Below are 26,487 nucleotides of genomic sequence, written 5' to 3'. Positions count from 1 at the left end.
CTTTTGAAATATTTACTGTTATGATTCCAAATATATCAAAAATCATAATAATATATACACATATTCTAGGAGCTATATTTTTTGACACAAGATAACAACAAAAAACTAGCCAATCAGCAATGGGGCGGTCGTTTTGCCGAAGGCCCTTCGGCGATTATGGAACAGATTAATGCATCCATTGATTTCGATAAAAGATTATGGCAGCAAGATATCAAAGGATCACTGGCACATTCAGAAATGTTGGCAAAAGTTGGTATTATTTCTGAACAAGATAAGCAATCTATTCACGAAGGTTTACAACAGATCAAAACTGAGATTGAAAATAATCAATTTCAATTTAGTCGTGCCCTTGAAGATATCCATATGAATATAGAAGCTCGGCTGGCTGATAATATTGGTGAAGCTGGTAAAAGATTACATACAGGACGTTCGAGAAACGATCAAGTTGCCACAGATTTTCGTTTATGGGTACGTGACAATATTGACGAGATGGTAATGTCTGTAAAGCACTTGATGCTTACTTTGGCAACACGAGCACAAGAATATGCGGACACACCAATGCCAGGTTTTACGCATTTACAATCTGCACAACCTGTTACTTTTGGGCATCATTTACTGGCCTATGTTGAAATGCTATCCCGCGATACAGGCCGTTTGCTTGATGCACGTAAACGATTAAACGAAAGCCCTCTGGGAGCTGCTGCATTAGCTGGGACTTCTTTTCCAATTGATCGTCAAATGACCGCTCAATTATTAGGCTTTGATCGCCCAATGACAAATTCTTTGGACGCAGTGTCTGATCGTGACTTTGCTTTGGAATATTTATCCGCCCTTTCCATTATGGCAATGCATTTATCCAGAATAGCAGAGGAAATTGTGATTTGGTGTTCTTCACCATTTTCTTTTGTAAAATTGTCCGATGCTTATACAACTGGCTCATCCATTATGCCGCAAAAGCGTAATCCTGATGCCGCTGAACTGGTCCGTGCAAAAATTGGTCGTGTTTCTGGGGCTTTAGTTGGGTTATTAACGGTCATGAAGGGGCTTCCCTTAGCTTATGCCAAAGATATGCAGGAAGATAAAGAACAAGTATTTGCCGCAACCGACACCATGATGCTTTGTTTAGCAGCTTGTTCTGGCATGATTGGGGATTTAAAAGCCAACAAAGACAATATGCGTCATTGGGCTGGGTCTGGATTCTCGACAGCGACGGATCTAGCAGATTGGTTGGTGCAAAAATTAAAGATGCCGTTTCGTACTGCACATCATGTGACAGGTCAAATCGTTAGCTTGGCTGAACAAAAGGATCTGACATTGGATCAGGTCTCATTGGAAGATATGCAAAAAATAGAACCAAACATTACCAACGACATTTTTTCAGTTCTAAGCGTTGAATCTTCATTAGCATCGCGCACTAGTGAAGGTGGTACTGCCCCAAGTAATGTCAGCGCCCAAGCTCAAAAATGGATACAATTATTACAGGATTAATCATGAATAAATATATTTCTTTATGCTTGGTACTCAGTTGTTTAACCATCGTTACCATTCAACTTTCTGGTTGTGGACGCAAAGGCTCGCCTAAACCACCAGGTCCAGCAGATAAAATCACTTATCCTCGCAGCTATCCACCGGCTGACTGATGATCTAATGTGCTTTATAGACAATTCTATAAAGCACGTTTATTGATGGGTTCCTTCTATCAAAGAACCAGCGATGCCCCCTGCTTTATTTCCATAGGCAGCAATTTGTATGCCAATAATCGTCCATTTCCCGTTTGAATCTTTTGCAAATAAAGGCGCACCGCTGCTCCCATATGTTGCTTGACAAGAATGGAATAATTTAGAGGGTGAATCTGTGTAATAAACACGCTCTTGAATAAAACAATTTTTATCAGCATACAAAACTTCTTTACGATCTTGCTCGTATCCTCCCAGCCAAATCGCTGTATTTTCCTTTGGTAACTCTTTGGCAAGTGATACCAACTGCGATGCAGGCAAAATATCTTTGGGTAATAATAGATAAACTCGATCTGAAACAATATCATTATCCTTGTTACTTAACATCAACTGATGATATGGCTCTGAAGGAAGAATCTGTTGAACGCGAGATGCTATTTTATATTTTTGTCGTTGATATCCTAATAAGAAATGCAGTGATTGAGGCGCAAAAAACTGTTTAGTTTTATTGATCCATAAACAATGTGCTGCGGTTACAACAATCCGAGGGGAAATCAGAAATCCAGTGCATTTTTGACCTGCATTTGTTTGTACTCGTCCAATAATCCTCCAAGGCGTTTCTGATACATTTACTTCCTGACGATGTTCATCATTTTTATTTAAACCAGGTAATTTTGGCTCAGAATTACCCTGTGCCTTTGTATATTTAGCACTTAAACCAACATTTCCTATGAGTATAAGGCTTAAAACGCAAACAACTTTAAATAAAGTCATCATCAATCTCTTTTTATTTATCAAAATAATCGTTATTTCTTGACTTCTGATTTGCACGTTTAGATAAGAATAGATACACTTACTTTTTTATCTTTCTGTAATCATAATAATATTATCTTCATTTGTATATTCTATAGTAAAGGCTTTTTACTTCCATGAGTTCGCCCATTCAATCGCTTCCCCCTAGCCTACAAACACTTTTGCAACATCATCCAGATTTTATCATTGATGCAAAAGAAGGATTATACTTTGGACAAACTTCTTTAAAAGCAATTGCTCAAGAATATGGCAGCCCTACATGGGTAATGAATGCAGATATTTTGAAATTACGCTATCAAAAACTCGATCAAGCGTTTAAAGCAGAACAGCTAGATGTTTCTATTCATTACGCTATGAAAGCCAATGGACATTTAGCGATCTTAGATCTACTGGCGAAAGAAGGTGCTGGGGCTGATATTGTTAGTGGCGGAGAATTGAAACGTGCCTTGAAAGCAGGAATACATCCTTCAAAGATTTGCTTTTCTGGTGTTGGTAAAACTGAAGATGAATTACGCCTAGCAATTGAAACACAAATTGCACAAATTAATGTAGAAAGCCGCGAGGAATTACATTTATTATCAAAAATTGCTCAATCGATGGGTAAAAATGCAGCCATTTGTTTACGTATTAACCCTGATGTAGATGCGAAAACTCATCACAAAATCACAACAGGACTGGCAGAAAATAAATTCGGTATCGCTTATAAACAAGCGATTGAAGTTTATAAAGAAGCCTACAAATTGCCAAATATTACTCCATTAGGATTTGATGTCCATATTGGCAGTCAGATTTCTTCAACTGATCCTTATCGTCAAGCGTTCGTCAAAATGGTTGATCTGATTAAAGAAGCGCGCAATCAAGGATTAAAAGTTTCAACATTGGATTGTGGGGGTGGGTTTGGTATTTCTTATCATGATGAGCAAGAAGCCAGCCCTAGTGCCATTGCTGCCTTAATGAAAGAAGTATTGGCGCCTTTAGATCTGAAACTTGGCATAGAGCCTGGGCGATGGCTTGTCGGCCCATCTGGGGTTCTGATCGGCAAAGTTGTCATGCATAAAAGCAATGGCTCTGATGTAGCACCTTTTATTATCATCGATGCTGCAATGAATGATTTGGTTCGTCCTGCCATGTATGATGCGTGGCATGGTATTTTGCCAATCAATCCAGAAATCTATCAACGTCCTTATCAATCTTTAAATATTGATGGTCCTATCTGTGAATCCAGCGATATTTTTGCCAGAGATCGTTTATTGCCCAATTTGCAACCTGGTGATTTTGTAGCTATTTTAGATGCAGGTGCTTATGGAAGCGTAATGAGCTCTACTTATAACGCGCGTCCTATGGCAGCACAAATTATGACTTCTGGCAATCAATCTGCCATTATTCAACCGCGTCAAACCATCAAAGATTTATGGAAGGATGAAATTATTCCTTCTTGGTATCCCAAAAACTCTTAACCTGCTTTGTAAATTAATGAATATATCCCCAGACCATAAAGCACAGATTAAAAAAGCCATTTTTCTAACCAATACAAATACTGTTATTGAGAAATATTGGCCTATTTTTTTAACCTTCTCTTCTTTATGGGGGATATATCTATGTTTGGGATTACTGGGGCTTCCTCAGCTTTTACCTGATTTTCTTCGTGGGTTCCTGCTCTTTATCCTAGGTATTAGCAGCATTGGAGCTATTATTTATCAAGTAAAGCATATTTCGTTACCTTCTTTTAAAGAAATATTGCAAAGATTGGAACAGATCAATAATCTGTCCCACCAACCATTACAAACCTTATATGACACGCCAACGCAAACCGACGGTAAGACCGTCTGGAATAATCATTTACAAAGAATTTACAAAGATTTTCCGAGCTTAAAAGTTGGTTTTCCAAAAATATTTAAAAAATATTTATGTCTAAACCGTGTAGCTATTGTTACATTATGTCTCTTTGCAGCGCTCTTTGTGTCTCATCATCATTATATTTCATCTTCGCGCTTGTTATCAGCTATGCGTCCTGGATATGACGATGCAACAATGGCTCTACCCAAAATCCAAGCATGGATTATTCCCCCTACTTATAGTGGGGCTGCACCTATTTACATTAAACCCAGAACAGAGACAATTGCTACTGATCCAAAAGGGCGTTTACATATTGCTTTGTCTGATCTGAAACAAGCGCCTGAACTTATTAATCCTGAGAAAAATACTGTTCTTGATCAAGTTTCCATTCAACAGCTTGAAAATAATCAATGGCAAGTTGAAGGGACTATTCAAAAATCTGGTATATTACAAGTTAAAAGCAGAGGTCGAGTTATAGCAGTTTGGACTTTTAATCTTCCTGATAATCTTCCCCCAAAAATCACTTGGACCAGTCCGATCCAAAAAAGTCAATATGATTGGAAAACTGCGTTTGCTTTCAAAGCAACACAACATTACGGTATTGAATCTTTACAGTTAACCGTTAATTTGCCCAAAGATAATAATCATCCTCAAGAGCGTATTCTCTCTTTAACATTACCTTTGGGCGATCATCCGAAAAACATTACTCAAACTTTATATCAAGATTTATCCAGTAGTATTTGGGCTGGTAGTAATGCCCAAGCAACGCTCAGTGCCACGGACGTCACAGGACAAACAGCGAACAGTAAAACAATTGATTTTACTTTACCTAAACGAATATTTCCTTCCCCCATTGCGCAAAAGCTGAACCAAATTCGACAAGCTTATGGAACAGATCAAATTTCTAAAAATGATACGATCACAGCACTCATAGAGTTACAAAAAATCCAAAATGCTTTTAGTGACTATGACTTATTTCTGAACTATGTTGGTATTATCTATTATCTTGAAAATGCTCATACCAATACAGCGCAAGTTAAAGCTCAAACTTTATCCCGTTTATGGGATTTGATTCTTGATACAGAAGAAAGAAAGAATAGCAATTCTGATATTGCCAAAGCAAACATAGAAATTCGTGCTGCCCAAGCCAGTGTGCAAGAGCAACTCGATAAAATGCAGCGTTTAGGAAAAGACAAAATCACCAATCAAGATCGGCAAGAGCTAAACAGAAGATTAGAGCGCTTACAAAATGCCGTTGCACAAAAAATGATGGCAATGGCAAAACAAAATGCCAAGGATCAACCTCAAGATTCCGATGGTAAAGAGGTGCAATTTACCAGCACGCGTTCTTTTCAAGATATGTTCAAAGAGATGTCCAAAAACATGGAAAATGGTGATATGGATAAAGCCATGCAACAGCTGGAATATACCAATCAAGTCTTAAGCGCGATGCGCAATGCCACTGCTGAAGATTTAAAAAAGCTGGAAGACCATGTTAAATCTCAAAAAGAAATGGAAAAACTGACTAAAGAACTCGAATTACTGACCAAAAAACAACAAGATTTATTAAACCAAACTTATGCCAGATTGAACAAATCCGTTCCTATTCTACTGCGTCCTAACCAAGAGTTAAATCAACTTTCGACACCCGAACTACTAAAACAAATCACGCCTCAAAAAACAGAAGAGAAAGCTGAAAAATCTATCCCATCTGTTGAACAAAGCACGCAAGAACAACAAGATTTAATCGATTCATTAAAAAAGCTGCAAGCACAAATGCAAGAAATTACGAAGCAACCGATTAAAAGCCTTGATGATGCTCAAAAAGACATGAATACGGCACACCAATATTTACAAAATAAAGATGATCTCAAAGCCTCGGAGGCTCAACAAAAAGCGCTTGTTGATTTACAAAAAGGTAAGCAATCAGCAAAGCAAACGATGAAACAACAAGCACAACGCTTCACTAATTTCTTTCCTGTTTTCAGCGCAAGTAATCCTAAGGAAGATCCCTCCTCTGCAAATAAAGCTTCTCCTGATAAAAAGCACGATCCTCTAGGCAGATCTCAGGATCAAGATAATAATCCAATTGATTTATCAGGAAATGCATCCAATGCAAGACAAATCGAAGAAGAACTGAGAAAGAGAGCGGATGATCCTAATCGTTCCAATAAAGATTTAGATTATATTTATCGATTATTAAATATGTTTTGATAAACGGTAGTTATAAATATTTAATAAGAGATCAAAATGAAAAAAACATGGATGCTTTCAAAGACGGTTGTTGCAATATATGGTATTTGTGCATTCGTGCCTGTTGCCCATAGCCAACAAACAAATATCGACTATACACATAAGCAACAAAACGATATCCAACAACTTTTTAATCAAGCACATATTCAAGGTGTTTTGGTTATCGATAATAAAAATGTAATTCAAACTTTTGGAAATGCGTTACAACGAGCTCAAACCTATTATGTTCCGGCATCTACTTTTAAAATGGTCAATGCATTAATCGGCTTGGAAAATAATATTGCCAATCCTAATGAAATCTTTAAATGGGATGGCAAAAAACATATGCTATCCTCTTGGGAAAAAGACATGACCCTTGGCGAGGCAATGCGACTATCTGCAGTGCCTGTTTATCAGGCATTGGCACGCCGAACAGGATTATCTTTGATGCAAAAAGAAATTAAACGTATCCACTATGGAAATGAAACAATTGGTAATCAAGTTGATGAATTTTGGTTAGTAGGACCACTAAAAATAACTCCTGTGCAAGAGGCTCAGTTTGCTTATCAGTTTGCATACCAACAACTGCCATTTAAAAAGCAAGTACAAAACGATGTACAACAAATGGTCTTTATTACTCAGAAAAATGGAAATAAAATTTACGCAAAAAGTGGCTTAGGCGTGAATAAAAATCCACGGATAGGTTGGTTAACAGGATGGGTTGAAAAGCCTAATGGCAATAAAATTTCTTTTTCATTAAACCTTAAAATGAAACCTAATCTTCCACTTTCTTTACGTAATGATTTAACTTATAAATCACTAAAAATATTAAACATATTATAGCTTTGATTGGTTAATTGTATAATCATATCTAACCTAAACACTTTAGCCTCCCCTCTATGTCTGTTGAACAATATTCTAATACTAGATCTCTTAAGAAGAGTATTTGCTTATTCTCTTTTTTATTGGGGTTGATATAAAGCCACGTAATATCTTTTTTAACTGGTTTGAGGTTGGGCAAGTTACATAAACGATAGTCACCTGAAACTAATTTTTTCGCCAATAACCTAGAGGATTCAAGCCCAACCCCTAACCCATTATCTACTGAAGACAAAAGTTGTGCAGCTCGGGTAAACGTTAGGGTTTTCTGGGGTGTATAGGTAATATCATTATACGCGAACCATTCCTTCCAACTAATCCTGCTGAAATCATGATGAAAAAGGAACATCTTATACAAATCATCAATAGAATTAATTTGGTCATATATCGTTTTATGACAAAAGGGAAAGTAATAATCAGGCCCTAAATAAAGCGTATTTTTAGCTTGTTTTTCGGTTTCATCTAGGATGATGGCAAGGTCATATTGACTGTAAGTGTTATAGGAAAATTGTTCATTAGATTCAATGCGTATATTTTGAAAGCCCTCTGCAATAATTTTGAACATAAATGGCGATAACAGCTCTGACGCTATACCAGGAGGGCAAAAAATAGAAATCGTATCATTCTGTTTGGTAATGTACTGAATGCCCTTTTCGATCTCATTGATTCCAGCCTTAACATATTCCAGTAATTCAACGCCTGAAGGTGTTAGCTCCACCGCGTTTGTTTTGCGATGAAATAATAATACACCCAAAAGATCCTCTAGTTTTTTAATGGATTGACTGACCGCATTGGTTGTTAAGCAAAGCTTTTCACCAGCAGCTTTAAAGGATTGTTGCTCAGCAGATGCTAAAAACACATTAAATAAGTTTAAGGGAATATTCACTATCATCATCCTGTTTAAGTTCTGCTTCACCAAGGTTTAGTTTTTATAGATTGAGGACAATTCTATCAACGATATGATGAACATATCAACTCACTATAAGGATATGAACATGAAAATTGATCTTAATAACAAAGTTGCTTTGGTTACCGGTGCGGCCCAAGGTATAGGTTTCGAAACTGCTAAAACATTATGCCAAGCAGGTGCTCAGGTCATTATCAGTGATATCAATAAAGCTGCTGGTGAAGAAGCCGTAAAAAAACTTCAACAAGAAAATTATAATGCAAGATTTATCTATTGTGATGTTTCTTCTGATACAGACACAACGATCCTTATTGATAATATTATTAAACAAGATAAGTCTTTAGATATTCTGGTTAATAACGCTGGAATTATTTGTACTGGTGATGTTATTAATGTTTCTATCAGTGAATGGGAAAAACTATTTGATATTAATGTAAAAAGTGTCTTTATGTTAACAAAAAAAACCCTTCCTCACATGATGAAAAATAAATGGGGCAGAATTATTAATATTTCTTCAGTCGCTGGAGAAGTTGGCGGTGGTTTTCTGGGCAATACTTGTTATGGAGCTACCAAAGGCGCTATCATGTCTTTCAGCAAAGGCATCGCCAGAGAAGCTGGTCCATATAATATAACAACCAATACGATTTGCCCTGGCATGACTGGCACTTCAATTATTAGCGAAAATATGGATCAAGAAATTTACAAAAAAGCCATAGAATCTATTCCGCTTAGAAAACATGCCTTTCCACAAGATATCGCTAATGGGGTTGTATTTTTAGCTTCTGATCTAGCGAATTATGTGAATGGTGTGACCTTCAATATTGATGGTGGTTTGGTTCGTTATTAATAAATAAGAAAAAGGTATATTCAAATGAAAAAACATATTCATCAATTTTCTGGTATTAACTCTTTAATGGCTGGTGTATTTGAAGGCTTATTTCCTATCTCTGAAATTAAACAATATGGTGATTTTGGCTTAGGTTGCTCTGATGGACTAGCGGGTGAAGTCATTATCGATTGCTGTCACTTTTATGAAGCAAAAAGCGATACACCATTAAGAGATATGTCAGACCAAGAGCATATGCCTTTTGCTCAGATTACGACCTTTAATCCCGATAAAATCGTCAATTTTACGGATGTTAACAAAAGTAATCTTTATAACGAGCTTGCCAAATATACCCTTTTGGACAATGTCTTTGTTGCAGTTAAAATCCAAGGTGTTTTTGATACAATGCAAATAAGAAGACCAAAAAACCACAACAAAGCCTACAAAACAGCTCTTGAAGTTTCGCAAGATCAAGTGGTCGATCATTTTGAAAATAAAGAAGGTTCTTTGATCGGTTTTTGGACGCCTGAATTTTTTCAAAATATTTCTGTTGCAGGGTTTCATTTGCATTTTATTAACACAGAAAAGACTTTGGGCGGGCATATGATGGATTTTTCAATCTCTCAAGGTACTTTGTCTTATGAAGTTATACAGTCCTTAGATATTAAACTTTCTGATAAAGAATCCTATTTAAAGCAAGACTTAAAAATTAAAGATATGGATCAAATCATTAAACAAGTAGAAAACTAAAAACCAATCAAAAAAAATCAATCCCACAAGCTGATTGTGGGATTAAAAGCAAAATTAAGTTGATTATAACTCACACCATAAACGCATGAGATTATGATACACATTCGTTAATTCTAGGATCTGTGGGTCATTATCATTCATCCTGGTACGAAGTTTGATGATTGTCATATCGAGATCAAACAACACTTTGCGTTTGTCCGCTTCTTTAATCATAGATTGCGTCCAAAAAAAAGATGCCCAACGACTGCCTTTGGTAATCTTACTGACAGAATGAAGATTATACGTGGGATAAACAATCATATCCCCTGCAGGCAGTTTAATTGCCTGAGCCCCGCTGTGATCGTGAATGATTAACTCTCCACCCTCATATTCTTTGGGATCGTTTAAAAATAACGTTGATGACACGTCCGTTCGAATACGCATATTTGTTCCTGGAATAGGACGCAACGCATTATCAACATGATCGGGGAACTCCATCCCCGTATCATATCGATTAAACAAAGGAGGCACCACACGATACGGCATCACCGCTGAGTTAAAAATCGGGTTGCGCCCTAATGCTTTCAGAACTATTTCTCCTAATTCTTTACTTTCAGGAGAAGACTGATCAATTTGCACATTTTTCTTTACCTGCATTGATTGTTCGCCTGCGGTGACTTTTCCATCAACAAAAGTCGCTTTGGCAAATACAGAACGCACATAGGATAATTCTTCTGAGTTTAAAACCTCTGGAATATGAATAATCATGTTTCAATCTTGCTCCCCCTGATTGCATTATATATCGCTAAATTATTGCAACATATTTAAACTAAATAAAAATGCTCTGCCTGTAGACGGCGTAACGCGATTCCCAAACAAAGAATCGTAATTCAAGCGATTAGTAATATTGTAAATATTAAATGCAACTTTCCAATGTTCATCAAATTGATGAGAAAGCATCGCATCAATACTGACATTCGCAGGGGCTTTTGCGTTATTCGTATTGTTTAACCAAACATTGCCTCGCCAAGTCACCCCACCGCCAACAGTCAAATTATAAGGTGTGTCTGGCATAATCTTATATGTCGTCCACAAATTCCCTTGTTGTGTTGGGACATACTGAACACGATTACCTTTAGCACCCGCAGTTTGAGAAGATTTTACATCACTATGATAAGCAGCAAATCCACCGTAAACATCCCAGTTTTTCAATACATTACCAGAGATTCCCAACTCGATTCCTTCATTTCGAACCGTATCTCCTGAGCTGGTAACATCACCAGAAATTGGATCACTGACAATTTGATTACTTTTATCCAATCGGAATAAAGCTGCGGTTATGCCAACACGCTGATTAAGTAGGCTCCATTTACCCCCCAACTCGTATAAACGACTACGTTCAGGTTTCATTCCCCCTTGATTATCACGCATAGGCGCATATGAATTTGTCAAATACATCCCCAAAGGCGTCGTAGACATCGCCCATGTAAAATAATACATTTGATTTTCTGTTGGATTAAACATCAGACTGACCGTTGGATTTACGATATTATTTGTCGTTTCCATATTATTGGCACCCCACATGCCAGCGCCCCCTTCTGTACCATATTTGGCATTCCAGTTATCATAACGCACACCGCCTTTAATTGACCATTGCTCTGTCATCCAAAACTGATCGTAAATAAAGACACCAACATCACGTGTATGTCCTTTTCTTAACACTGGATCGCCAGAAGTTGCCTTTGGATCTCCTGGTAAAATTGAAATTGGATAATTAATATTCGGTGTTGGATTAACCAAGCTATTATTCGGTAATGGGGATGAAAATTGTCCATATGCCCTATTTTCACTGGCATAAGAAAAATCAACCCCAGCAATAAGCTGATGCTTTATGCCCCATGTATGGAAATTCGCAACTGTGGATAATACATTTTGAAACGACCATGTGCGTTGACGATAAGGGGATGGACCTGCTGTTGAAATAATCGCATCTTGCGGACGACCGGAGAAATATGGTCTCACACAATTTGCAGCCTGACATTGTGGGCGTGTCACAGAGAATTCACGACGATAATTTCCATAACGTGTATCATTATGAATTACAATATCTGGGGTTACATCATATTTTAAGCGTCCCGTTAATTGATGGTCTTGTGTTTGATCACTGTCCATCTTATTTCCGTACCAATTACCCCTTCTGATACCATATTCAGTAATAGGTCTTGCAATACTGGTGCCTGGCTTGGTTACAACGGGAACGCCATAATCTGGAATACGATCATCTTGTTGGTATACATATTGAACAACGTAACTAAGTTTTTTACCAAGACCAAAAGCAATCGAAGGTGCTAATCCCCAATGATGAGAATAGATGTAATCTCTACCTACTGCATTATTACTATTCCCTACACCGATAATACGGGCGGCTATTGAATCTGTGATTTTTTTATTGATATCAACCGTACCACGGTAATAATCACCATTTCCTCCTGTAAAATTAACATCATAACGATCTTTTAGAATAGGTTTTTTAGTAACAACGTTAATCGCCCCACCAGTGGTGCCGTTCCCAAAGACAGAAGAAGAAGGGCCTTTAATAACAACTACGCTCTCATAGTTAAAACTATCTCTGGTATAAACGCCAAAATCTCTTAACCCGTCCTCGTAGATGTCATTTTGTGCTGGGAACCCTCTGATGAGAAACTGGTTTCCTGACATTCCTCCTCGTCCCTCACCAACGGATGAGGTAACACCGGGAACATTCTTTAATGCTTCTTCGAGTGATTTGACATTTTGCTCTTGCAAAATCTTTTGTGGCACAACGTTAATATTTTGTGGAGTATGCATCACATCTTGTGGCATCAAATCAACCCCAGTTTCATGAGTTAAAATATTTGATGTTTTTTTTCCACGGACGAGAATGTGTTCATTTGTTGTAGAATTACCAGATTTTTCAGCAACACTCTCTTGTTTTTCGACCTCTTTTCCCTCTTTTAGATTGATATCTGTTTCCTGCGCAATGGCAGGGCTATTCATCAATCCGACCATTACCGTTGCCAAAGAAATGGGCTGAACAATCCTTTTTATACCAACTTTTTCCATACGCTGCTACTCTTCATAATATTAAGAATGATTATTATTACCTTATGTTATTAAGAATTATTATCAATAACATCCTGGAAACACAACCATCACATATACATAATATGAAAAAAGTGATTTTTTTATCACACAAAATTTTCATCTTCGTAACTATTTTGATGAATTATAAAATAAATAACTTTTTTTACGTAACCCTAAGTAAATATATTTCAAAATAAAATATCAAAAATATTCAAGTATTAAGAGGTTACTGTGTAGTTTAAAATAGCAGATATAAGACACCGTAAAGTAAAGAAATATGACAATATTTTATTTGTTTTTAATTGTATTTTATGAGGGTTATTTGTACCATCTTTCGTGATAGATATTCTTCAAGGAAATATCTCACAAATCTTTTGACCATTTTGTTTATGGTGCAAGATAGGTTAGTTTAAAAAAGCTCCACAAGCTCTTATTTACAACTCTAATAGCATTATATCAGCAATCATTGAAACTAATGATGATGATGAATAGATTTGGTTTGTGATCGATCATGAGCTTGGTTATCATGTAACGGATCATTTGAATGGTTTGAAACATTTTTTACAACTTCCTGGACATCTCATTCATTTCCTAGGCAAAGCTTATTCTCGCAGTAGAGAGTTAACTTGCGATCGTGTTGGTGCTTTTGTCGCTTAAAACATCTCTACATCCCGTTCTGCTTTGCAAATGCTGGTTTGTGGTAGTTCAAAATTGAATAACCAGATGCTGCGGAATATATTCTACATATTTTTTCTTTTATCCTCGCCTAGCAAAACGTGCTGAAGCAGTCTCGATTTGGTATGTATGTAATTTCAAAGATTTAGCTATAAAATAATCTTAAATTCTCCTTATTCTTTTATAAAACATATATATTCTGACGAAACGATGTAATATCCTTTTACATAAAATATATACATTAGAAAATTTCGAAAATAAGGAAAAAATGATGAATTACTGGTTAGTTAAATCAGAACCTGATGCATATTCATGGCAAGAACAATTGAAAAATAACATAGAACCCTGGACAGGCATTCGAAATCATCAAGCCAAAAAAAATCTTCAATCTATGAAAGCAGGTGATTTAGCCTTTTTTTACCATTCCAATGTGGGCAAAGAGATTGTAGGAATTGTCCGTATCGTTAAAGAATTTTATCCAGACCCCACCGACCCAGATCATAAATGGTGCTGCGTCGATGTCCAAACAGTATGCACTGTTCCAGTTCCCGTCACATTAAAACAAATTAAAACAATCCCAGAATTACAAGAAATTAGCCTGATTAAACAATCTCGTTTATCAGTCATGTCCATCACACCTGAGCATTGGCAATTACTCTGTCAATTAGGGCAAGTTTCAAGTCAAGATATAGACAAATAAAAACGTTTATATTTTATTCAACACGTATTATATAATAAATAAGTTTAATCATTTCATTGGAATTTTTTATGGCTATAAACGAAACATCAATCCCTGACTATATTCATCTTTATCAACATGATTTACCAAATGATCTGGATTTGGGATCAATCGTGGCTATTGATACAGAAGCTATGGGTTTGAAACATTATCGTGATCGTTTATGCTTAGTGCAAATCTCCAGCGGAGATGGTCAAGTTCATCTGGTGCAATTCATCCCAGAACATCTTGGCGGAAAAGGATTTTTAGCCTGCCCAAACCTTAAAAAACTTTTAGGTTCTTCGGCGGTTACAAAAATAATGCATTTTGCCAGATTCGATGTAGGTATTTTACAACATTCGTTGAATATTAAACTACAATCTGTCATTTGCACAAAAATCGCTGCAAAATTGGTAAGAACATTTACTGATAAACATGGTTTAGCTGCGTTATGTAGAGATATTTTAAAAATCGAACTTTGCAAACAACAACAAAGCTCTGATTGGGGGGCATTAACCCTTACCACTGAACAACTTGTTTATGCTGCATCTGATGTCTTATATTTACATCAATTATGGACTGCTTTAAAAGAGCTTTTGATCCGTGAAAATCGTCTAGAACTTGCGCAATCTTGTTTTTCTTTCTTATCAACCCGTGCTGACTTAGATATTTTGGGGTATGAAGAGCCTGACATTTTCCAACATCGCAGTTATTAGTAAAGTTATATTTGATCGCAATTCATAATCGTTTTATATAATAACCTTCATGTTCGACCCATTATTTTTTAAGTGCAAAAATAAATGACTTCTATCACTGATAATGATATTCATATTGCTTGCGAAACTTTGCTTGTTGAAAAACAAGGAATTCAAGAGCTTATAACTTCATTGCAGAATGATAATAATTTATCAGCAGCATTTAATCAAACTATCGAAAAAATTTCTACATTACAAGGACGCGTTGTCCTAACTGGGATTGGAAAATCAGGACATATTGCCAAAAAAGTACAAGCTACCCTTGCGTCTACGGGAACGGCTTCTTTTTTTGTTCATCCTGCTGAGGCTGCCCATGGTGATTTAGGAATGATTCAACCTGGTGACGTTGTCCTTGCCATTTCTGCTTCTGGTGAAACTGCAGAACTGGCCAGTATAATTTCACATACTAAAAGATTTGGGATTTTTTTGATTGCAATTTCCACTAATGCCCAATCAACCCTTGCTCGAGCAGCGAATATTTCGATGACTTTGCCAAAATCTAAAGAAGCATGTCCATATGGATTGGCACCAACGACGAGTACAATCATGCAATTGGCACTTGGAGATGCGTTGGCAATTACGCTTTTAAAAAAACGTGATTTTTCTGCGTCCGATTTTGGGATATATCATCCAGGCGGACGTTTAGGCAGTAAATTAAAGGCTGTGCGTGATCTTATGCACACAAACCAAGAAATTCCTTTGGGATCACCTGATATGCCCATTCTTGAGGCTATTATGGAAATGACAAGAAAAGCATTAGGGTGTATTGGTATTGTCACTACCGAAGGATTACTAGTTGGCTTAATCACAGACGGCGATTTACGAAGAACATTAGATAAAGATATCCGTAAATTGACCGCTAAAGATGTTATGAATACTAATCCTATGACTGTTCAAGAAGATATATTAGCCGCAGAAGCTTTGAGATTAATGAATAATAATCAACATCCAATAACCTGCTTATTTGTTACCAACCAACAGCATCAACCCATTGGTGTCTTACACATTCACGATCTTTTACGTGCAGGAATAGCATGACCGAAAAGAAACAAGATCAACCAAATTCATCCGCACAAATTGAAAGAACCGACTTTCAAGAAAAGCAAAAATATTTAAAACAGCGTGCGAATACTGTCGTTACCAGACGACAAGTGCCAAATGAAAAAGACATTCTACGACGTAAGAAACTTATCAAATGGACTAAATGGGTATTGCCTGCTCTTGCTTTGTTATTGCTGGGATCTATTGCCGCATGGCCAGAAATCGATCGTTTCATCAACACCAATAAGGCCGTTGTCAACGAATTATCACGAATTAAAGTCGAAAGTGGAACGATGGTTGGCGCTACTTTTCATGGTGTCGATTCCTCTGATAGACCCTATACTATTACCTCTAGTAAAGTAATTCAAAATTCAAATAACAGTAATATGATTCGTCTTGCTTATCCAAAGGCAGATATTTTATTACAAAATAATGATTGGATTATGGTTACAGCCAATAATGGTATTTATATGCAACATGAACAAGATTTAAATTTATATAAGAATGTTGTACTATATCGTGACGATGGTTTATTTATGTATAGCGATATTGCTGATGTCGCTTTAAAACAATCTGTAATTACCGCAAATGACTGGATACATGCGGAAGGACCTTTCGGTCAATTAGATGCACAGGCTTATTTTTTAGATATGCATACTAACATTGCTCAATTTAAAGGGCCTGGACGCCTTATTTTAAATGATGACAAGAATTCCTCTCCTCCTTCGCAACCTTCTAAAACGTCGGAATAATCCCCATGAATATGAAACGCTCTTTATTTTTGACTTTTACATCTTTGATGGGTGTGGGATTATTCAATCTCTCCCCTGTATTGGCTCAAAATATTGATTTATCCCATGGGGGGCAAATTACAGTGACTGCTCTGGGTGGATTTGATTGGGATCAAAATAATAAATCTGTCACCGCCTATGACCAAGCCAAAGCCGTCAGGGGAAATGTCACCGTTACAGCCGATCGTTTGGTCGCTTTATATCGCAAAAAAGCAGGATCAGATGATAATAAACAGCCCAAACCCGAAGGGGATGCTGGACAAAAAAATGGTGGAGATATTACCAAAAATGATTCTGGTTCGAATGAAATTTATCGTTTAAATGCGTATGGCCATGTACATATTTATACGAATACAGATCAGGCATGGGGGGACAAAGCCGTTTATGATATCGACCAAGCAACATTGGTATTAACAGGTAAAAATCTCAAACTGACAACACCTCAGAATTTAATGACTGCCAAAGATGCTATGGAATATCACTCTCAAACTCGTATGTCTGTTGGACGTGGTGACGCATCGGTAACAAATCTGAAAGATGGTCGTCGTATCACTGCTGACGTATTGGTAGGATATAGCAAACCCACTGATGAAAAAGATCCAAAGGCAAAAAGCACACCCGCAAACACACCCGCTAATAATAATGATGACATGACCCGATCTAGTAAACTTGAAAAGGTCAATGCTTTTGGCAATGTTGTCGTCAGAACGCAAACTGAAACGGTTCGTGGCGATCGTGGTGTCTATGTACCAGATACAGGCATTGCACGTGTCGTTGGCAATGTCCACATTACCAGAGGTGCGAATCAGTTAAACGGTAATGGCGCAATTATCAATATGAAAACAGGAATTGCTCATATGACAGAATCCCCCGGACGTCGTGTTCAAGGATTAGTGGTTCCTAATGAATCCAATAATCAGCCCAAATAATTAAGATTTACGTTACTGCTTTTATACAAGGTACTTACCCATTATGAATAATGTTGCTAGCCAACCAATCAATCCTGTTCATCCGTCAGAAAATAATGAAGGATTAGTTGCCACTAAAATTGGTAAAACCTATAAAAAGCGTTCTGTCGTTCAAGATGTGTCCTTGCGCGTTCATCGTGGCGAAGCTGTTGGTTTACTTGGACCAAATGGTGCGGGTAAAACAACCAGCTTTTATATGATTGTTGGTCTTGTTCAGCCTGATACAGGTTCTATCAAACTTGATGGTGCGGATATTACTAAGTTACCAATGTATCGTCGGGCTCGTCTGGGTATAGGATATCTTCCTCAAGAAGCCAGCATTTTCCGTGGGTTGAATGTCGAACAAAATATTATGGCTGTTTTAGAAGTCGTTGAACCTGACTATATAAAAAGGCAAGAAACCCTTGACGGATTACTAGCTGAATTTGGTATTAGTCATTTACGTCGTTCCCCTTCTTTATCTCTGTCTGGTGGCGAGCGTCGTCGTTTGGAAATTGCCAGAGCATTGGCCAGTGATCCGAACTATATTTTGCTGGATGAGCCGTTGGCTGGGATTGATCCAATTGCGGTAGGTGAAATTCGTGACTTGGTTTCACATCTGAAAGATCGTGGTATTGGTGTGCTGATTACAGACCATAACGTCAGAGAAACGTTAGAGATTATTGACCGTGCCTATATTATGAATAGTGGACAACTGCTAATGGAAGGGATTCCTTCCGAAGTTGTTGCTCATGAAGGTGTTCGCCGTGTTTATTTGGGTGAAAAATTCTCGATGTAATAACAATGACTAACTTTATCTATTTTTGATAAAGTTAGTCATTTTATAAATCATTAATCACTTCATTAACTTCTTACTATGTTGTTTTGTTTTTATTCTGCATCTTTCACTTAGTGTCGTCTTCTATTGGAAAATACCGAAAAGACATATAGGATTCAAATAAATCATTTGAGCATATTCAGCTGATTTTTGGACAGGATATAAAAAATCATCCAATAGATCATGCTGATCTATGTAAAAATTTTCTTCAACTTAACCAACTGTAAGGTTTGGTAATAACTTTTTATCCTTAAGTCTACCCCCTTTTTTGATCCGTAAGCAAATTGATACTTAAACACATTATCCAACCATGACTTATGAATAACAGGCATGTTAAACCTAAACATTAGATATTGAAAAATAATCAGATCATGCCTTAGTAAAACAAATTTTTATTATAACGTATCAATTGGATTACTAAGATATAAAGAATGAATATTTCGCATTTGCAAATCTTGATTCTGGTATTGTCGTTACTTGATAATTGTTTTATTAGCAACTAATTCATCGAAACATGGATATACAAAAATCATTATAAATGTATCGGTATAGTTGGACAACAAGATATAACAATAATCAATTAACTATTTATATCCTTATTGCCCTAGCCCCAAAAATCTTAAGCGCTACATTCTAAAGCTCAGTAGCTCTCTATAAGGTTATAATGTCTGCCATGGAGTGTCGAAATAATACGGATATCAGATATTTAACATTGCTTTGAACATACTTATCTTTTGTCCTTACTTTACCTTAGAAAAAGATCTGCTATATCTCTTTCTCATCGTGACATATTAACAAAGTAAGTTTCTCGATCATTATGCATTTTCAAGAAAAGCTCGATCAATTCCTCACGACACCACCCTCCATCCCCGACTTACAGGGATGGAAACGATTTTGTATAGAGTTCCTTTTCTTTGGGATTAAGGAAGCGCGTTCTTGCTTATTTGTAGGACTGTTTTTTCTTTCAATCTTTATTGTCCCCAAAAGTGGTATTTGGATCATTTCACGCTATGATGCGTTGCTGATTATTGCGATCACCATTCAATTATGGATGGTTTTTACAAAACTGGAAACTTGGGATGAGCTCAAAGCAGTGATGTTGTTTCATATTGTCGGTTTTGCCTTAGAAGTCTTTAAAACATCTGCGAATATTCATTCGTGGAGTTATCCTGATTTTGCATATACAAAATTTCTCAATGTCCCTTTATTTCTCTGGATTTATGTATGCAGCGATTGGCAGTTATATTATCCAAGCGTGGCGGTTACTTGACGTAAAAATCTATCATCATCCTCCATACATATTCGCTGTTATTATTTCTTTGCTAATCTATATCAACTTTTTCACGCATCATTTCTTAGGGGACTATCGTTGGTATATTGCGGCAACAGTCGTCGGGTTATACGCAAGAACTACCGTGATTTTTACCCCCTATGATCGGGAACGGAAAATGCCTCTGTTATTGGCCTTTATTTTAATTGGCTTTTTCATCTGGTTGGCAGAGAATATCATTACTTTCTTTGGAATATGGAAATATCCCAACCAAATCACGTCATGGTCAATGGTGCATACGGGGAAATGGAGTTCTTGGGCATTACTGGTAATCATGACATTTACGATTACCGTCTTTTTAAAACATATCAAAAAGTCCGTTTATGTACCGCAGTAGCCTCTAAGAAGTAAAACGGATACTATCATTTTTTCAATATAAAATCCAATATTAATCGTTGGTTTTAAAATATATTCAAACTAATTTCAATTCAATGTTGCACAAAAAGAAATAGGTCGTTAACCTAAGTCTATAAGATGTTTTTATCTGTTCCATAAGATACATCCGTATAAGTAAATAAAAAAATGGAGAGTATGAATGAAGATATCAATTTTTGGAAAAAAAATAGAAATCCCCGAATGGTTCCGTGAAAAAATTGAAGATACGATAGAAAAAACCACTCAAAAATATTTTGAGAATATTACCGACGTTTCTGTGACGTTTAATAAATTGCCCACCTCCTATACCTGTCAAATCCATGTCCATGCGTCCCGCGATTTATCTATTCGTAGTGAAGGCACAGCAACAGAAGTTCAAGCCGCCTTTGAAAGTGCTATTCAACATATTACCAAACGGTTGCGCCGATATAAAAGTCGTTTGTTAAGTCGTCGTGGAAAAAAAGCTGCTTACAATCAATTTGTTGAAGGGCGTCAATATATTATTCGCCCAGATCAAGAGGTAGAAGAGCAGGAAAACACACAGCAAGAGCAACTTGAACAAGCCATCAAAGAACGTATTATTACAGAAAAAGCAACTGAAATTGATACGCTTACTGTTTATGAAGCAATCATGCATCTCGATTTATCCGAACGTCCAGTATTGATGTTTAAAAACTCTGAAAATAGCCGCATCAATGTTGTTTATCGACATATCGATGGACAGGTTGTCTGGCTTGACTCAGGAACAAATCAATAGTTAAAGAAAAAGGGGGACATAAAATCCTCCTTTTTTTTATACGATTTAGTTATATTAATTTAATTAACAAAACTTGGCATCATTTCATGTTGTACAATAGCTGCAAATGCTGTCTTGGCATTGTCTGCGACTGCCATTGGTGTGCCATCAGCTGCATGGATTGCAAAAACCTCTTCACCATTAATGATGACTATTTTTACATAGGCCATTTGGCTGACCCCTAGTGCTTTAAGCTGCCCCTCGGTCAGATCACGAATATCTACGCTATTGTCATCTTCTTTGGTTGCAATCAACTTGGTTTTATCATTTGCCGTTTGATCACTCATGTTCATGATCCTTTTCATCAATGATATTGAAACTATTCTCAATCTATATTCTAATTGAACAAAATAATTTTATCTATCTTTTTCAATTGTCTGGATATTTCTTTCCAAACCAGAACGCTCTGAACGATTCCCGTCGGTGAAATTTCCTTTATACGCAGGAACTTTAGGCGCTGTCTTTTTACGAGCAGCTGAATTTTGTATGATTTCAATCCGTCGAACTTTCATTTCTGGTTGCGGACGACGAATATCAATATGCAATAATCCATTATCAAGCCAAGCACTTTCCACTTCTATCCCCTCTGCTAGCACAAAGGCGCGTTGAAATTGTCGCGCTGCGATCCCTCGATATAAAAATACGCGTTCTTGTGTCACATCTTCACATTGCCTTCCTCGTATGACGAGTTGGTTATCTTCTTGGGTGATTTGCAAATCTTCCATCATAAAACCAGCAACCGCCAACGTGATACGCAGGCTTGAAGAATCAAGTTGTTCAATATTATACGGCGGATATCCATCTGATGTGGATTTAGCCGCACGTTCCAAAATTTGTTCCAAATGGTCAAAGCCCAGGAACATAGGCGATGTAAAAAGCCTTCCTGACATGAAAAGCCCCCTCCTTTTTTATGAGCGAGACATAACTAAATAAGCCCACAATGGCACTTACTATTATCTATAATATGAGGAAAATACTGAAATATGCAAGTATATCCTGTAAAATTATGATTTATCATCATGACAAAATGTTGTAATATCAGCGCTATATTCTATATAAAATCTTAACAAACATCAATTATAACGGCATAAAATCAAACATGAATACCGAACCAAATACACCTGAAATTCTACCTATTTTAGTAGCGACCGACCCTTTTTTACGTAAAAAAGCAAGATTGGTAGAACAAAAAGACCTTGAAGAGGTCAGAAAAATTATACCGATCATGTTTGATACCATGTATGATGCAAATGGAATTGGGCTTGCTGCACCCCAAGTCGGCATTGGCTTACGCTTCTTTATTATGGATCTTGCCAAACAAGAAGATGAAAAAGAACAATATGTTATTCTGAATCCTGAAATTATCGAAGAGTCAGAAGAATGCTCTGAAGCAAAAGAAGGCTGTCTGTCAGTTCCAGAACAATATTCAGAAGTCATTCGCCCAGAAAAAATCAAGCTTCGCTATATGGATTTGGATGGAAAACAGCAAGAAATCGAGGCTGAAGAGTTACTGGCCAGATGTATTCAACATGAAACAGATCATTTGGACGGTGTGTTATTTATCGACCACATCTCTTCTTTGAAGCGCAATATGATTATGCGTAAAGTGGTAAAAGAACAAAGAAAACATCGTTAATTTCGACTATCTGTCTTTAGGAATATAAAATGCGTATAGCCTTTATGGGAACGCCTGATTTTGCGGTTCCTGCCCTGCATGCCTTACATCACGCAGGCCACGAAATTGTTGCTGTTTATTGTCAACCTGCTCGACCAGCGGGTAGAGGTCGAAAAATTCAACCCTGTGCCGTGCAACAAGCGGCAGAAGCTTTGAACATCCCAGTCTATGCGCCTTTGAAATTAAAAAAACAACCTGAAGAATTCGAACGATTTAACGCGTTAAATCTTGATGTGGCTGTGGTGGCTGCTTATGGTCTGATCCTGCCTGCTGAAATGTTGAATGCACCCAGACTTGGTTGCTTAAATATCCATGCCAGTCTCTTGCCTCGTTGGCGTGGTGCTTCCCCTATCCAAAGTGCAATCTGGGCTGGGGATCAGCAATCAGGGGTCAGCATCATGAAAATGGATATTGGGCTAGATACTGGGGATGTATATCTTGAAGGTGTTCTTCCTATTACACTTCAAACCACTGCACAATCATTACATGATGATCTTTCTGCGTTAGGTGGAAAACTGATTGTGCAAACAATAAAGAATCTTATTGATAATCCCTCATTAACACCAACACCACAATCAGAAGATGGCGTAATCTATGCGCGTCAATTAACCAAAGAAGATGGAAAAATTGACTGGTCTTTAAGCGCCAAAGAAATTGACCAACAAATACGCGCCTTAACGCCTTGGCCAGGCACTTATACCAATTTAGATGGCAATTTGCTTAAAATTACCAAAGCAACACTCAGCCAAGATAAAGGCTCAGTCGCGGCAGGAACCGTTAATCAAACCTCAAATCGTCTTATAGTAACTTGTGGCGATCAACACACTATAGAGCTGTTAGAAATTCAACTTGCTGGCAAAAAAGCCATGTCGGTGCAAGACTTCCTGAGAGGCTATACCATTAACTCTGGCACAGTTTTAGGTAAATAATGACAGTGGATATCCAAAGATGGGCCGTCAAAGTCGAATATGACGGCACAGAACTCGTTGGTTGGCAACGTCAGAAGAGTGGCTTGTCCGTTCAACAAGTCCTTGAAGAAGCCGCAGAAAAACTGTGTAATAATCAATACAGAGTCAGCAGCATTACTGCTGGTCGCACGGATTCTGGTGTTCATGCTTTGGGACAAGTTGCCCATTTAGACTTTCCAGCACATCTGCCATTCAATGCAAAAAAAATATGTGATGGGCTGAATCATTATATGAAGCCGCACGCTATCGCCATTTTGCAAGCTGCCCAAGTCGATTTGAAATGGAATGCACGCTTTACCGCAACACAACGTAAATATCGTTATATCATTCTTAATCGTCTCAGCAGACCTGCGTTAAATACAAACTATGTATGGCATGTCCGTAAAACATTAGATGTTGGTAAAATGTACAGAGCGGCTCAACAATTGCTAGGACTACATGATTTTACGTCTTACCGAGCAACTGCTTGCCAAGCGAACTCGCCAATTCGCAAACTTGATCGTTTCGAAATTTATCAAAAAGATGATCTGATTTATTTCGAACCTGAAGCACGTTCTTTTCTGCATCATCAAGTACGAAATATGGTTGGAACACTTAAAATGATTGGCGAAGGTTATTGGCCAGAAGAACAAGCCTATACCATCCTACAAGCCAAAGACCGCAGAGCTGCTGGCATTACAGCCCCTGCGACTGGATTATTTTTGACTGAAGTTATCTATCCAACTGATCCGTTTATTAGGCAGGTTTAGCCTGCTTAATTTGTTGTTGTAATTCATAAGCTGCTTGTGCCATATACGAATAATTACATGCAATAAAGATACTATAAATGACCATGCTTGCTAATATTAAACTGACGACAATCACAACCGATCTAGATGTCGTCGTTTGTAAGCCAACTTTGACAACAAACCAGCTTAACCAAATACTGTAAGCCATATACAAAACGCTGGCAAAGCCAAACAAAGCCATGAAAATATTAGGCAACCCGGCAAAGAATAACCCAGCAATAATGAAAAATAAGAAAAAGTCCAAAATCGGAACCCAAAAGCACCATAAAATTGCTACAACCGTTTGCTTCCAATTTGCTTCGTTATTCCATAAACTTGCGAAAAAATGAATAATCCCAACAGTAATAAGCAAACAGCAAATTTTAACCAAGAACATAGAAATGCTGATGGAAACCGCATGCATATCTTTGAATCGCATCATCAATATCGGTAACAGATTTACCGCCAGAGCCAATGCAATCCAAGGAGCCAAAGCACTTAAAACAGAATCAGAGCTATTCGAAAACTCTTGAATACCCTCACGTTTTCCTCTGCCTATCAAAAACATTCCACGAATAGTGCTTTTCACTTTTGCCCTCTTGATCTTTTATGAATGAGATGATTGCTCAAATAGATTTTCTATGACGTTCAAGTAAATCTTACTTAACTGATGTAAATCATGGACAGATACTGATTCATTTACTTTATGCATGGTCTGCCCGACAAGACCAAATTCTGCAACCGCACAATATTGTGAAATAAACCTTGCATCGGAAGTACCCCCACCAGTATCCAAACGTGGTTTGACTTCATTCACTGTATGAATAGCCTCACAAAGCGCTCTGACTTCATTCGCAGGTTCGGTTAAAAAAGCCTCTCCAGAAATAGCAACGTCAATTTTACAATGTTTGGCAACGCGATAACACTGGGTCGCTATCCAACCTTTTAATGCAGTGCCAATATGTAAATTATTAAAACGTATATTAATACGTGCTGTGGCTGTGGCTGGAATTAAATTGGTAACAGTATTTCCAACATCAATAGAGGTGACTTGCACTGAAGAAGGCTGAAACCACTCGTTCCCATTATCCAAAACAGGTTGCGTCAATGAGGTCAAAATGGTCACTAATTGATGAATAGGATTGTCGGCTAAATGAGGATAAGCAACATGTCCTTGAGTTCCTTCAACCTCAATCACAGCATTCAGGCTGCCACGACGGCCGATTTTAATCACATCACCAAGAACTTGTGCAGAAGTTGGTTCACCCACTAAACAAAAATCAGGAATATGGTTATGTGCTTGCATCCATTCCAGCACTTTGACTGTACCGTTTATCCCTGGCCCTTCTTCATCCCCTGTAATAAGAAAACTTATAGAACCAGCAAAATTACTTTGCTGAGATAAGAAATCTTCCACAGCAGATACAAAAGCAGCAATGCCACCTTTCATATCACATGCACCACGACCATAGATAACATCGTCAATGATTTCAGCAGAAAAAGGATCATTGTTCCAATGACTTTTACCCTCAGGAACAACATCTGTATGTCCTGCAAAGCAAAAATGAGGATGGCCGTTACCATAACGTGCAAAGAAATTAAGAATTCGATCTTGACCTTCCCCATAAGGAAGATCGAAGATTTCAAATCCTAGTTTCTTTAATCGTGCCTTTAAAACGTCTTGGGCACCTGCATCTTCTGGGGTAACCGATGGACAACGGATCAGTTCTTGTAATAACGAAACTGGATCGCTCATAATATAATTACCCCTAAATATTCTTTTGAAGAAA

Annotated in this window: 29 protein-coding genes; 20 read left to right on the top strand and 9 right to left on the bottom strand. The window is 37.4% G+C overall.

Annotated features, from left to right (window positions below):
* The first annotated feature begins 81 nt into the window (after positions 1–81).
* Together argH and PQG52_RS07775 are read left to right on the top strand one after the other, a co-directional pair.
* Positions 82–1,488 carry an argininosuccinate lyase gene (gene argH / locus PQG52_RS07780; RefSeq protein WP_271828864.1) on the top strand — a complete coding sequence of 469 codons (1,407 nt, stop codon included), beginning with the start codon at positions 82–84 and terminating at the stop codon, positions 1,486–1,488.
* Positions 1,489–1,490: 2 nt separating this feature from the next.
* Positions 1,491–1,640: a hypothetical protein gene (locus PQG52_RS07775; protein ID WP_271828863.1), complete on the top strand. Its 150-nt coding sequence runs from the start codon at positions 1,491–1,493 to the stop codon at positions 1,638–1,640.
* Positions 1,641–1,679: 39 nt separating this feature from the next.
* Here the strand turns inward: PQG52_RS07775 and PQG52_RS07770 are convergent, their stop codons facing one another.
* Entirely contained in the window at positions 1,680–2,453 is a 774-nt protein-coding gene (locus PQG52_RS07770) for a trypsin-like serine peptidase (RefSeq protein ID WP_271828861.1), read from the bottom strand.
* 152 nt (positions 2,454–2,605) lie between these two features.
* Here PQG52_RS07770 and lysA point away from each other — a divergent pair, with 152 nt between their 5' ends.
* The 3 genes from lysA to blaOXA are packed head-to-tail and all read left to right on the top strand — an operon-like array spanning position 2,606 to position 7,400.
* Positions 2,606–3,946 (top strand): diaminopimelate decarboxylase, encoded by a 1,341-nt coding sequence (lysA, locus tag PQG52_RS07765; RefSeq protein WP_271828860.1) that lies wholly within the window; start codon positions 2,606–2,608, stop codon positions 3,944–3,946.
* On the top strand, positions 3,909–6,539 hold the full coding sequence (locus PQG52_RS07760) for a DUF4175 family protein (protein ID WP_271828859.1): 2,631 nt from the start codon (positions 3,909–3,911) through the stop codon (positions 6,537–6,539). The genes lysA and PQG52_RS07760 overlap by 38 nt, the downstream gene beginning before the upstream one ends.
* Positions 6,540–6,575: 36 nt before the next feature.
* Positions 6,576–7,400 (top strand): class D beta-lactamase, encoded by an 825-nt coding sequence (gene blaOXA / locus PQG52_RS07755; RefSeq protein WP_271828858.1) that lies wholly within the window; start codon positions 6,576–6,578, stop codon positions 7,398–7,400.
* Between the two features lie 28 nt (positions 7,401–7,428).
* On the opposite strand, the gene PQG52_RS07750 is transcribed toward blaOXA, so the two are convergent.
* A complete protein-coding gene (locus PQG52_RS07750; RefSeq protein WP_271828855.1) occupies positions 7,429–8,322 on the bottom strand; it encodes a LysR family transcriptional regulator in 894 nt (297 codons plus the stop codon).
* A 109-nt stretch (positions 8,323–8,431) separates the two neighbouring features.
* Here PQG52_RS07750 and PQG52_RS07745 point away from each other — a divergent pair, with 109 nt between their 5' ends.
* Positions 8,432–9,190: an SDR family NAD(P)-dependent oxidoreductase gene (locus PQG52_RS07745; RefSeq protein ID WP_271828854.1), complete on the top strand. Its 759-nt coding sequence runs from the start codon at positions 8,432–8,434 to the stop codon at positions 9,188–9,190.
* A 24-nt stretch (positions 9,191–9,214) separates the two neighbouring features.
* A complete protein-coding gene (gene budA / locus PQG52_RS07740; RefSeq protein ID WP_271828853.1) occupies positions 9,215–9,919 on the top strand; it encodes an acetolactate decarboxylase in 705 nt (234 codons plus the stop codon).
* A gap of 63 nt (positions 9,920–9,982) precedes the next feature.
* Here the strand turns inward: budA and PQG52_RS07735 are convergent, their stop codons facing one another.
* Positions 9,983–10,666 (bottom strand): Fe2+-dependent dioxygenase, encoded by a 684-nt coding sequence (locus tag PQG52_RS07735; RefSeq protein WP_271828852.1) that lies wholly within the window; start codon positions 10,664–10,666, stop codon positions 9,983–9,985.
* Positions 10,667–10,708: 42 nt separating this feature from the next.
* Complete coding sequence (locus tag PQG52_RS07730; protein WP_271828850.1) at positions 10,709–13,000, bottom strand: TonB-dependent receptor; 2,292 nt, start codon at positions 12,998–13,000, stop codon at positions 10,709–10,711.
* A gap of 522 nt (positions 13,001–13,522) precedes the next feature.
* On the opposite strand from PQG52_RS07730, the gene PQG52_RS07725 reads away from it, so the two are divergent.
* The 7 genes from PQG52_RS07725 (at position 13,523) to lptB (ending at position 18,747) form a co-directional block, all read left to right on the top strand.
* Positions 13,523–13,678 carry a M48 family metalloprotease gene (locus PQG52_RS07725; protein WP_271828848.1) on the top strand — a complete coding sequence of 52 codons (156 nt, stop codon included), beginning with the start codon at positions 13,523–13,525 and terminating at the stop codon, positions 13,676–13,678.
* A 289-nt stretch (positions 13,679–13,967) separates the two neighbouring features.
* Positions 13,968–14,396: an EVE domain-containing protein gene (locus PQG52_RS07720; RefSeq protein ID WP_271789518.1), complete on the top strand. Its 429-nt coding sequence runs from the start codon at positions 13,968–13,970 to the stop codon at positions 14,394–14,396.
* A 68-nt stretch (positions 14,397–14,464) separates the two neighbouring features.
* Complete coding sequence (locus tag PQG52_RS07715; RefSeq protein WP_271828847.1) at positions 14,465–15,130, top strand: ribonuclease D; 666 nt, start codon at positions 14,465–14,467, stop codon at positions 15,128–15,130.
* Between the two features lie 84 nt (positions 15,131–15,214).
* A complete protein-coding gene (locus PQG52_RS07710; RefSeq protein WP_271788582.1) occupies positions 15,215–16,207 on the top strand; it encodes a KpsF/GutQ family sugar-phosphate isomerase in 993 nt (330 codons plus the stop codon).
* Entirely contained in the window at positions 16,204–16,962 is a 759-nt protein-coding gene (gene lptC, locus PQG52_RS07705; RefSeq protein WP_271788581.1) for an LPS export ABC transporter periplasmic protein LptC, read from the top strand. Before PQG52_RS07710 ends, lptC begins: the two co-directional genes overlap by 4 nt.
* A gap of 47 nt (positions 16,963–17,009) precedes the next feature.
* On the top strand, positions 17,010–17,930 hold the full coding sequence (locus tag PQG52_RS07700; protein WP_271828896.1) for an LptA/OstA family protein: 921 nt from the start codon (positions 17,010–17,012) through the stop codon (positions 17,928–17,930).
* Between the two features lie 43 nt (positions 17,931–17,973).
* Positions 17,974–18,747: an LPS export ABC transporter ATP-binding protein gene (gene lptB / locus PQG52_RS07695; RefSeq protein WP_271828845.1), complete on the top strand. Its 774-nt coding sequence runs from the start codon at positions 17,974–17,976 to the stop codon at positions 18,745–18,747.
* 230 nt (positions 18,748–18,977) lie between these two features.
* On the opposite strand, the gene PQG52_RS11475 is transcribed toward lptB, so the two are convergent.
* A complete protein-coding gene (locus PQG52_RS11475) occupies positions 18,978–19,118 on the bottom strand; it encodes a hypothetical protein (RefSeq protein WP_408869543.1) in 141 nt (46 codons plus the stop codon).
* 485 nt (positions 19,119–19,603) lie between these two features.
* Here PQG52_RS11475 and PQG52_RS07690 point away from each other — a divergent pair, with 485 nt between their 5' ends.
* From PQG52_RS07690 to hpf, 3 genes are all read left to right on the top strand, one after another.
* A complete protein-coding gene (locus tag PQG52_RS07690) occupies positions 19,604–20,056 on the top strand; it encodes a DUF817 family protein (RefSeq protein WP_271828844.1) in 453 nt (150 codons plus the stop codon).
* Entirely contained in the window at positions 19,983–20,453 is a 471-nt protein-coding gene (locus tag PQG52_RS07685) for a DUF817 family protein (protein WP_271828841.1), read from the top strand. The genes PQG52_RS07690 and PQG52_RS07685 overlap by 74 nt, the downstream gene beginning before the upstream one ends.
* A gap of 198 nt (positions 20,454–20,651) precedes the next feature.
* Positions 20,652–21,248, top strand: a complete 597-nt coding sequence (gene hpf, locus PQG52_RS07680; RefSeq protein ID WP_271828839.1) for a ribosome hibernation-promoting factor, HPF/YfiA family — start codon at positions 20,652–20,654, stop codon at positions 21,246–21,248.
* A 59-nt stretch (positions 21,249–21,307) separates the two neighbouring features.
* Here the strand turns inward: hpf and PQG52_RS07675 are convergent, their stop codons facing one another.
* Together PQG52_RS07675 and PQG52_RS07670 are read right to left on the bottom strand one after the other, a co-directional pair.
* Positions 21,308–21,574: a DUF1150 family protein gene (locus tag PQG52_RS07675; RefSeq protein ID WP_271828837.1), complete on the bottom strand. Its 267-nt coding sequence runs from the start codon at positions 21,572–21,574 to the stop codon at positions 21,308–21,310.
* A gap of 69 nt (positions 21,575–21,643) precedes the next feature.
* Positions 21,644–22,177 (bottom strand): Hsp20 family protein, encoded by a 534-nt coding sequence (locus PQG52_RS07670; RefSeq protein ID WP_271828835.1) that lies wholly within the window; start codon positions 22,175–22,177, stop codon positions 21,644–21,646.
* 209 nt (positions 22,178–22,386) lie between these two features.
* On the opposite strand from PQG52_RS07670, the gene def reads away from it, so the two are divergent.
* The 3 genes from def to truA are packed head-to-tail and all read left to right on the top strand — an operon-like array spanning position 22,387 to position 24,679.
* Positions 22,387–22,923, top strand: coding sequence for a peptide deformylase (gene def, locus PQG52_RS07665; protein ID WP_271788575.1), 537 nt, complete (start codon positions 22,387–22,389; stop codon positions 22,921–22,923).
* Between the two features lie 29 nt (positions 22,924–22,952).
* Positions 22,953–23,891, top strand: coding sequence for a methionyl-tRNA formyltransferase (fmt, locus tag PQG52_RS07660; protein ID WP_271828832.1), 939 nt, complete (start codon positions 22,953–22,955; stop codon positions 23,889–23,891).
* Complete coding sequence (gene truA, locus PQG52_RS07655; protein WP_271828831.1) at positions 23,891–24,679, top strand: tRNA pseudouridine(38-40) synthase TruA; 789 nt, start codon at positions 23,891–23,893, stop codon at positions 24,677–24,679. The genes fmt and truA overlap by 1 nt, the downstream gene beginning before the upstream one ends.
* On the opposite strand, the gene PQG52_RS07650 is transcribed toward truA, so the two are convergent.
* Both PQG52_RS07650 and dapE read right to left on the bottom strand, forming a co-directional pair.
* Positions 24,666–25,286 carry a hypothetical protein gene (locus PQG52_RS07650; protein WP_271828829.1) on the bottom strand — a complete coding sequence of 207 codons (621 nt, stop codon included), beginning with the start codon at positions 25,284–25,286 and terminating at the stop codon, positions 24,666–24,668. The genes truA and PQG52_RS07650 overlap by 14 nt on opposite strands.
* 18 nt (positions 25,287–25,304) lie before the next feature.
* Complete coding sequence (dapE, locus tag PQG52_RS07645) at positions 25,305–26,453, bottom strand: succinyl-diaminopimelate desuccinylase (protein WP_271828827.1); 1,149 nt, start codon at positions 26,451–26,453, stop codon at positions 25,305–25,307.
* Positions 26,454–26,487: the final 34 nt, after the last annotated feature.

The organism is Commensalibacter communis (genome assembly GCF_947179105.1).
Taxonomy (GTDB): Bacteria; Pseudomonadota; Alphaproteobacteria; order Acetobacterales; family Acetobacteraceae; genus Commensalibacter; species Commensalibacter communis.
The sequence above is the reverse complement of the archived record's forward strand: the minus strand, read 5'-3'. Positions and strand labels throughout refer to the sequence as shown.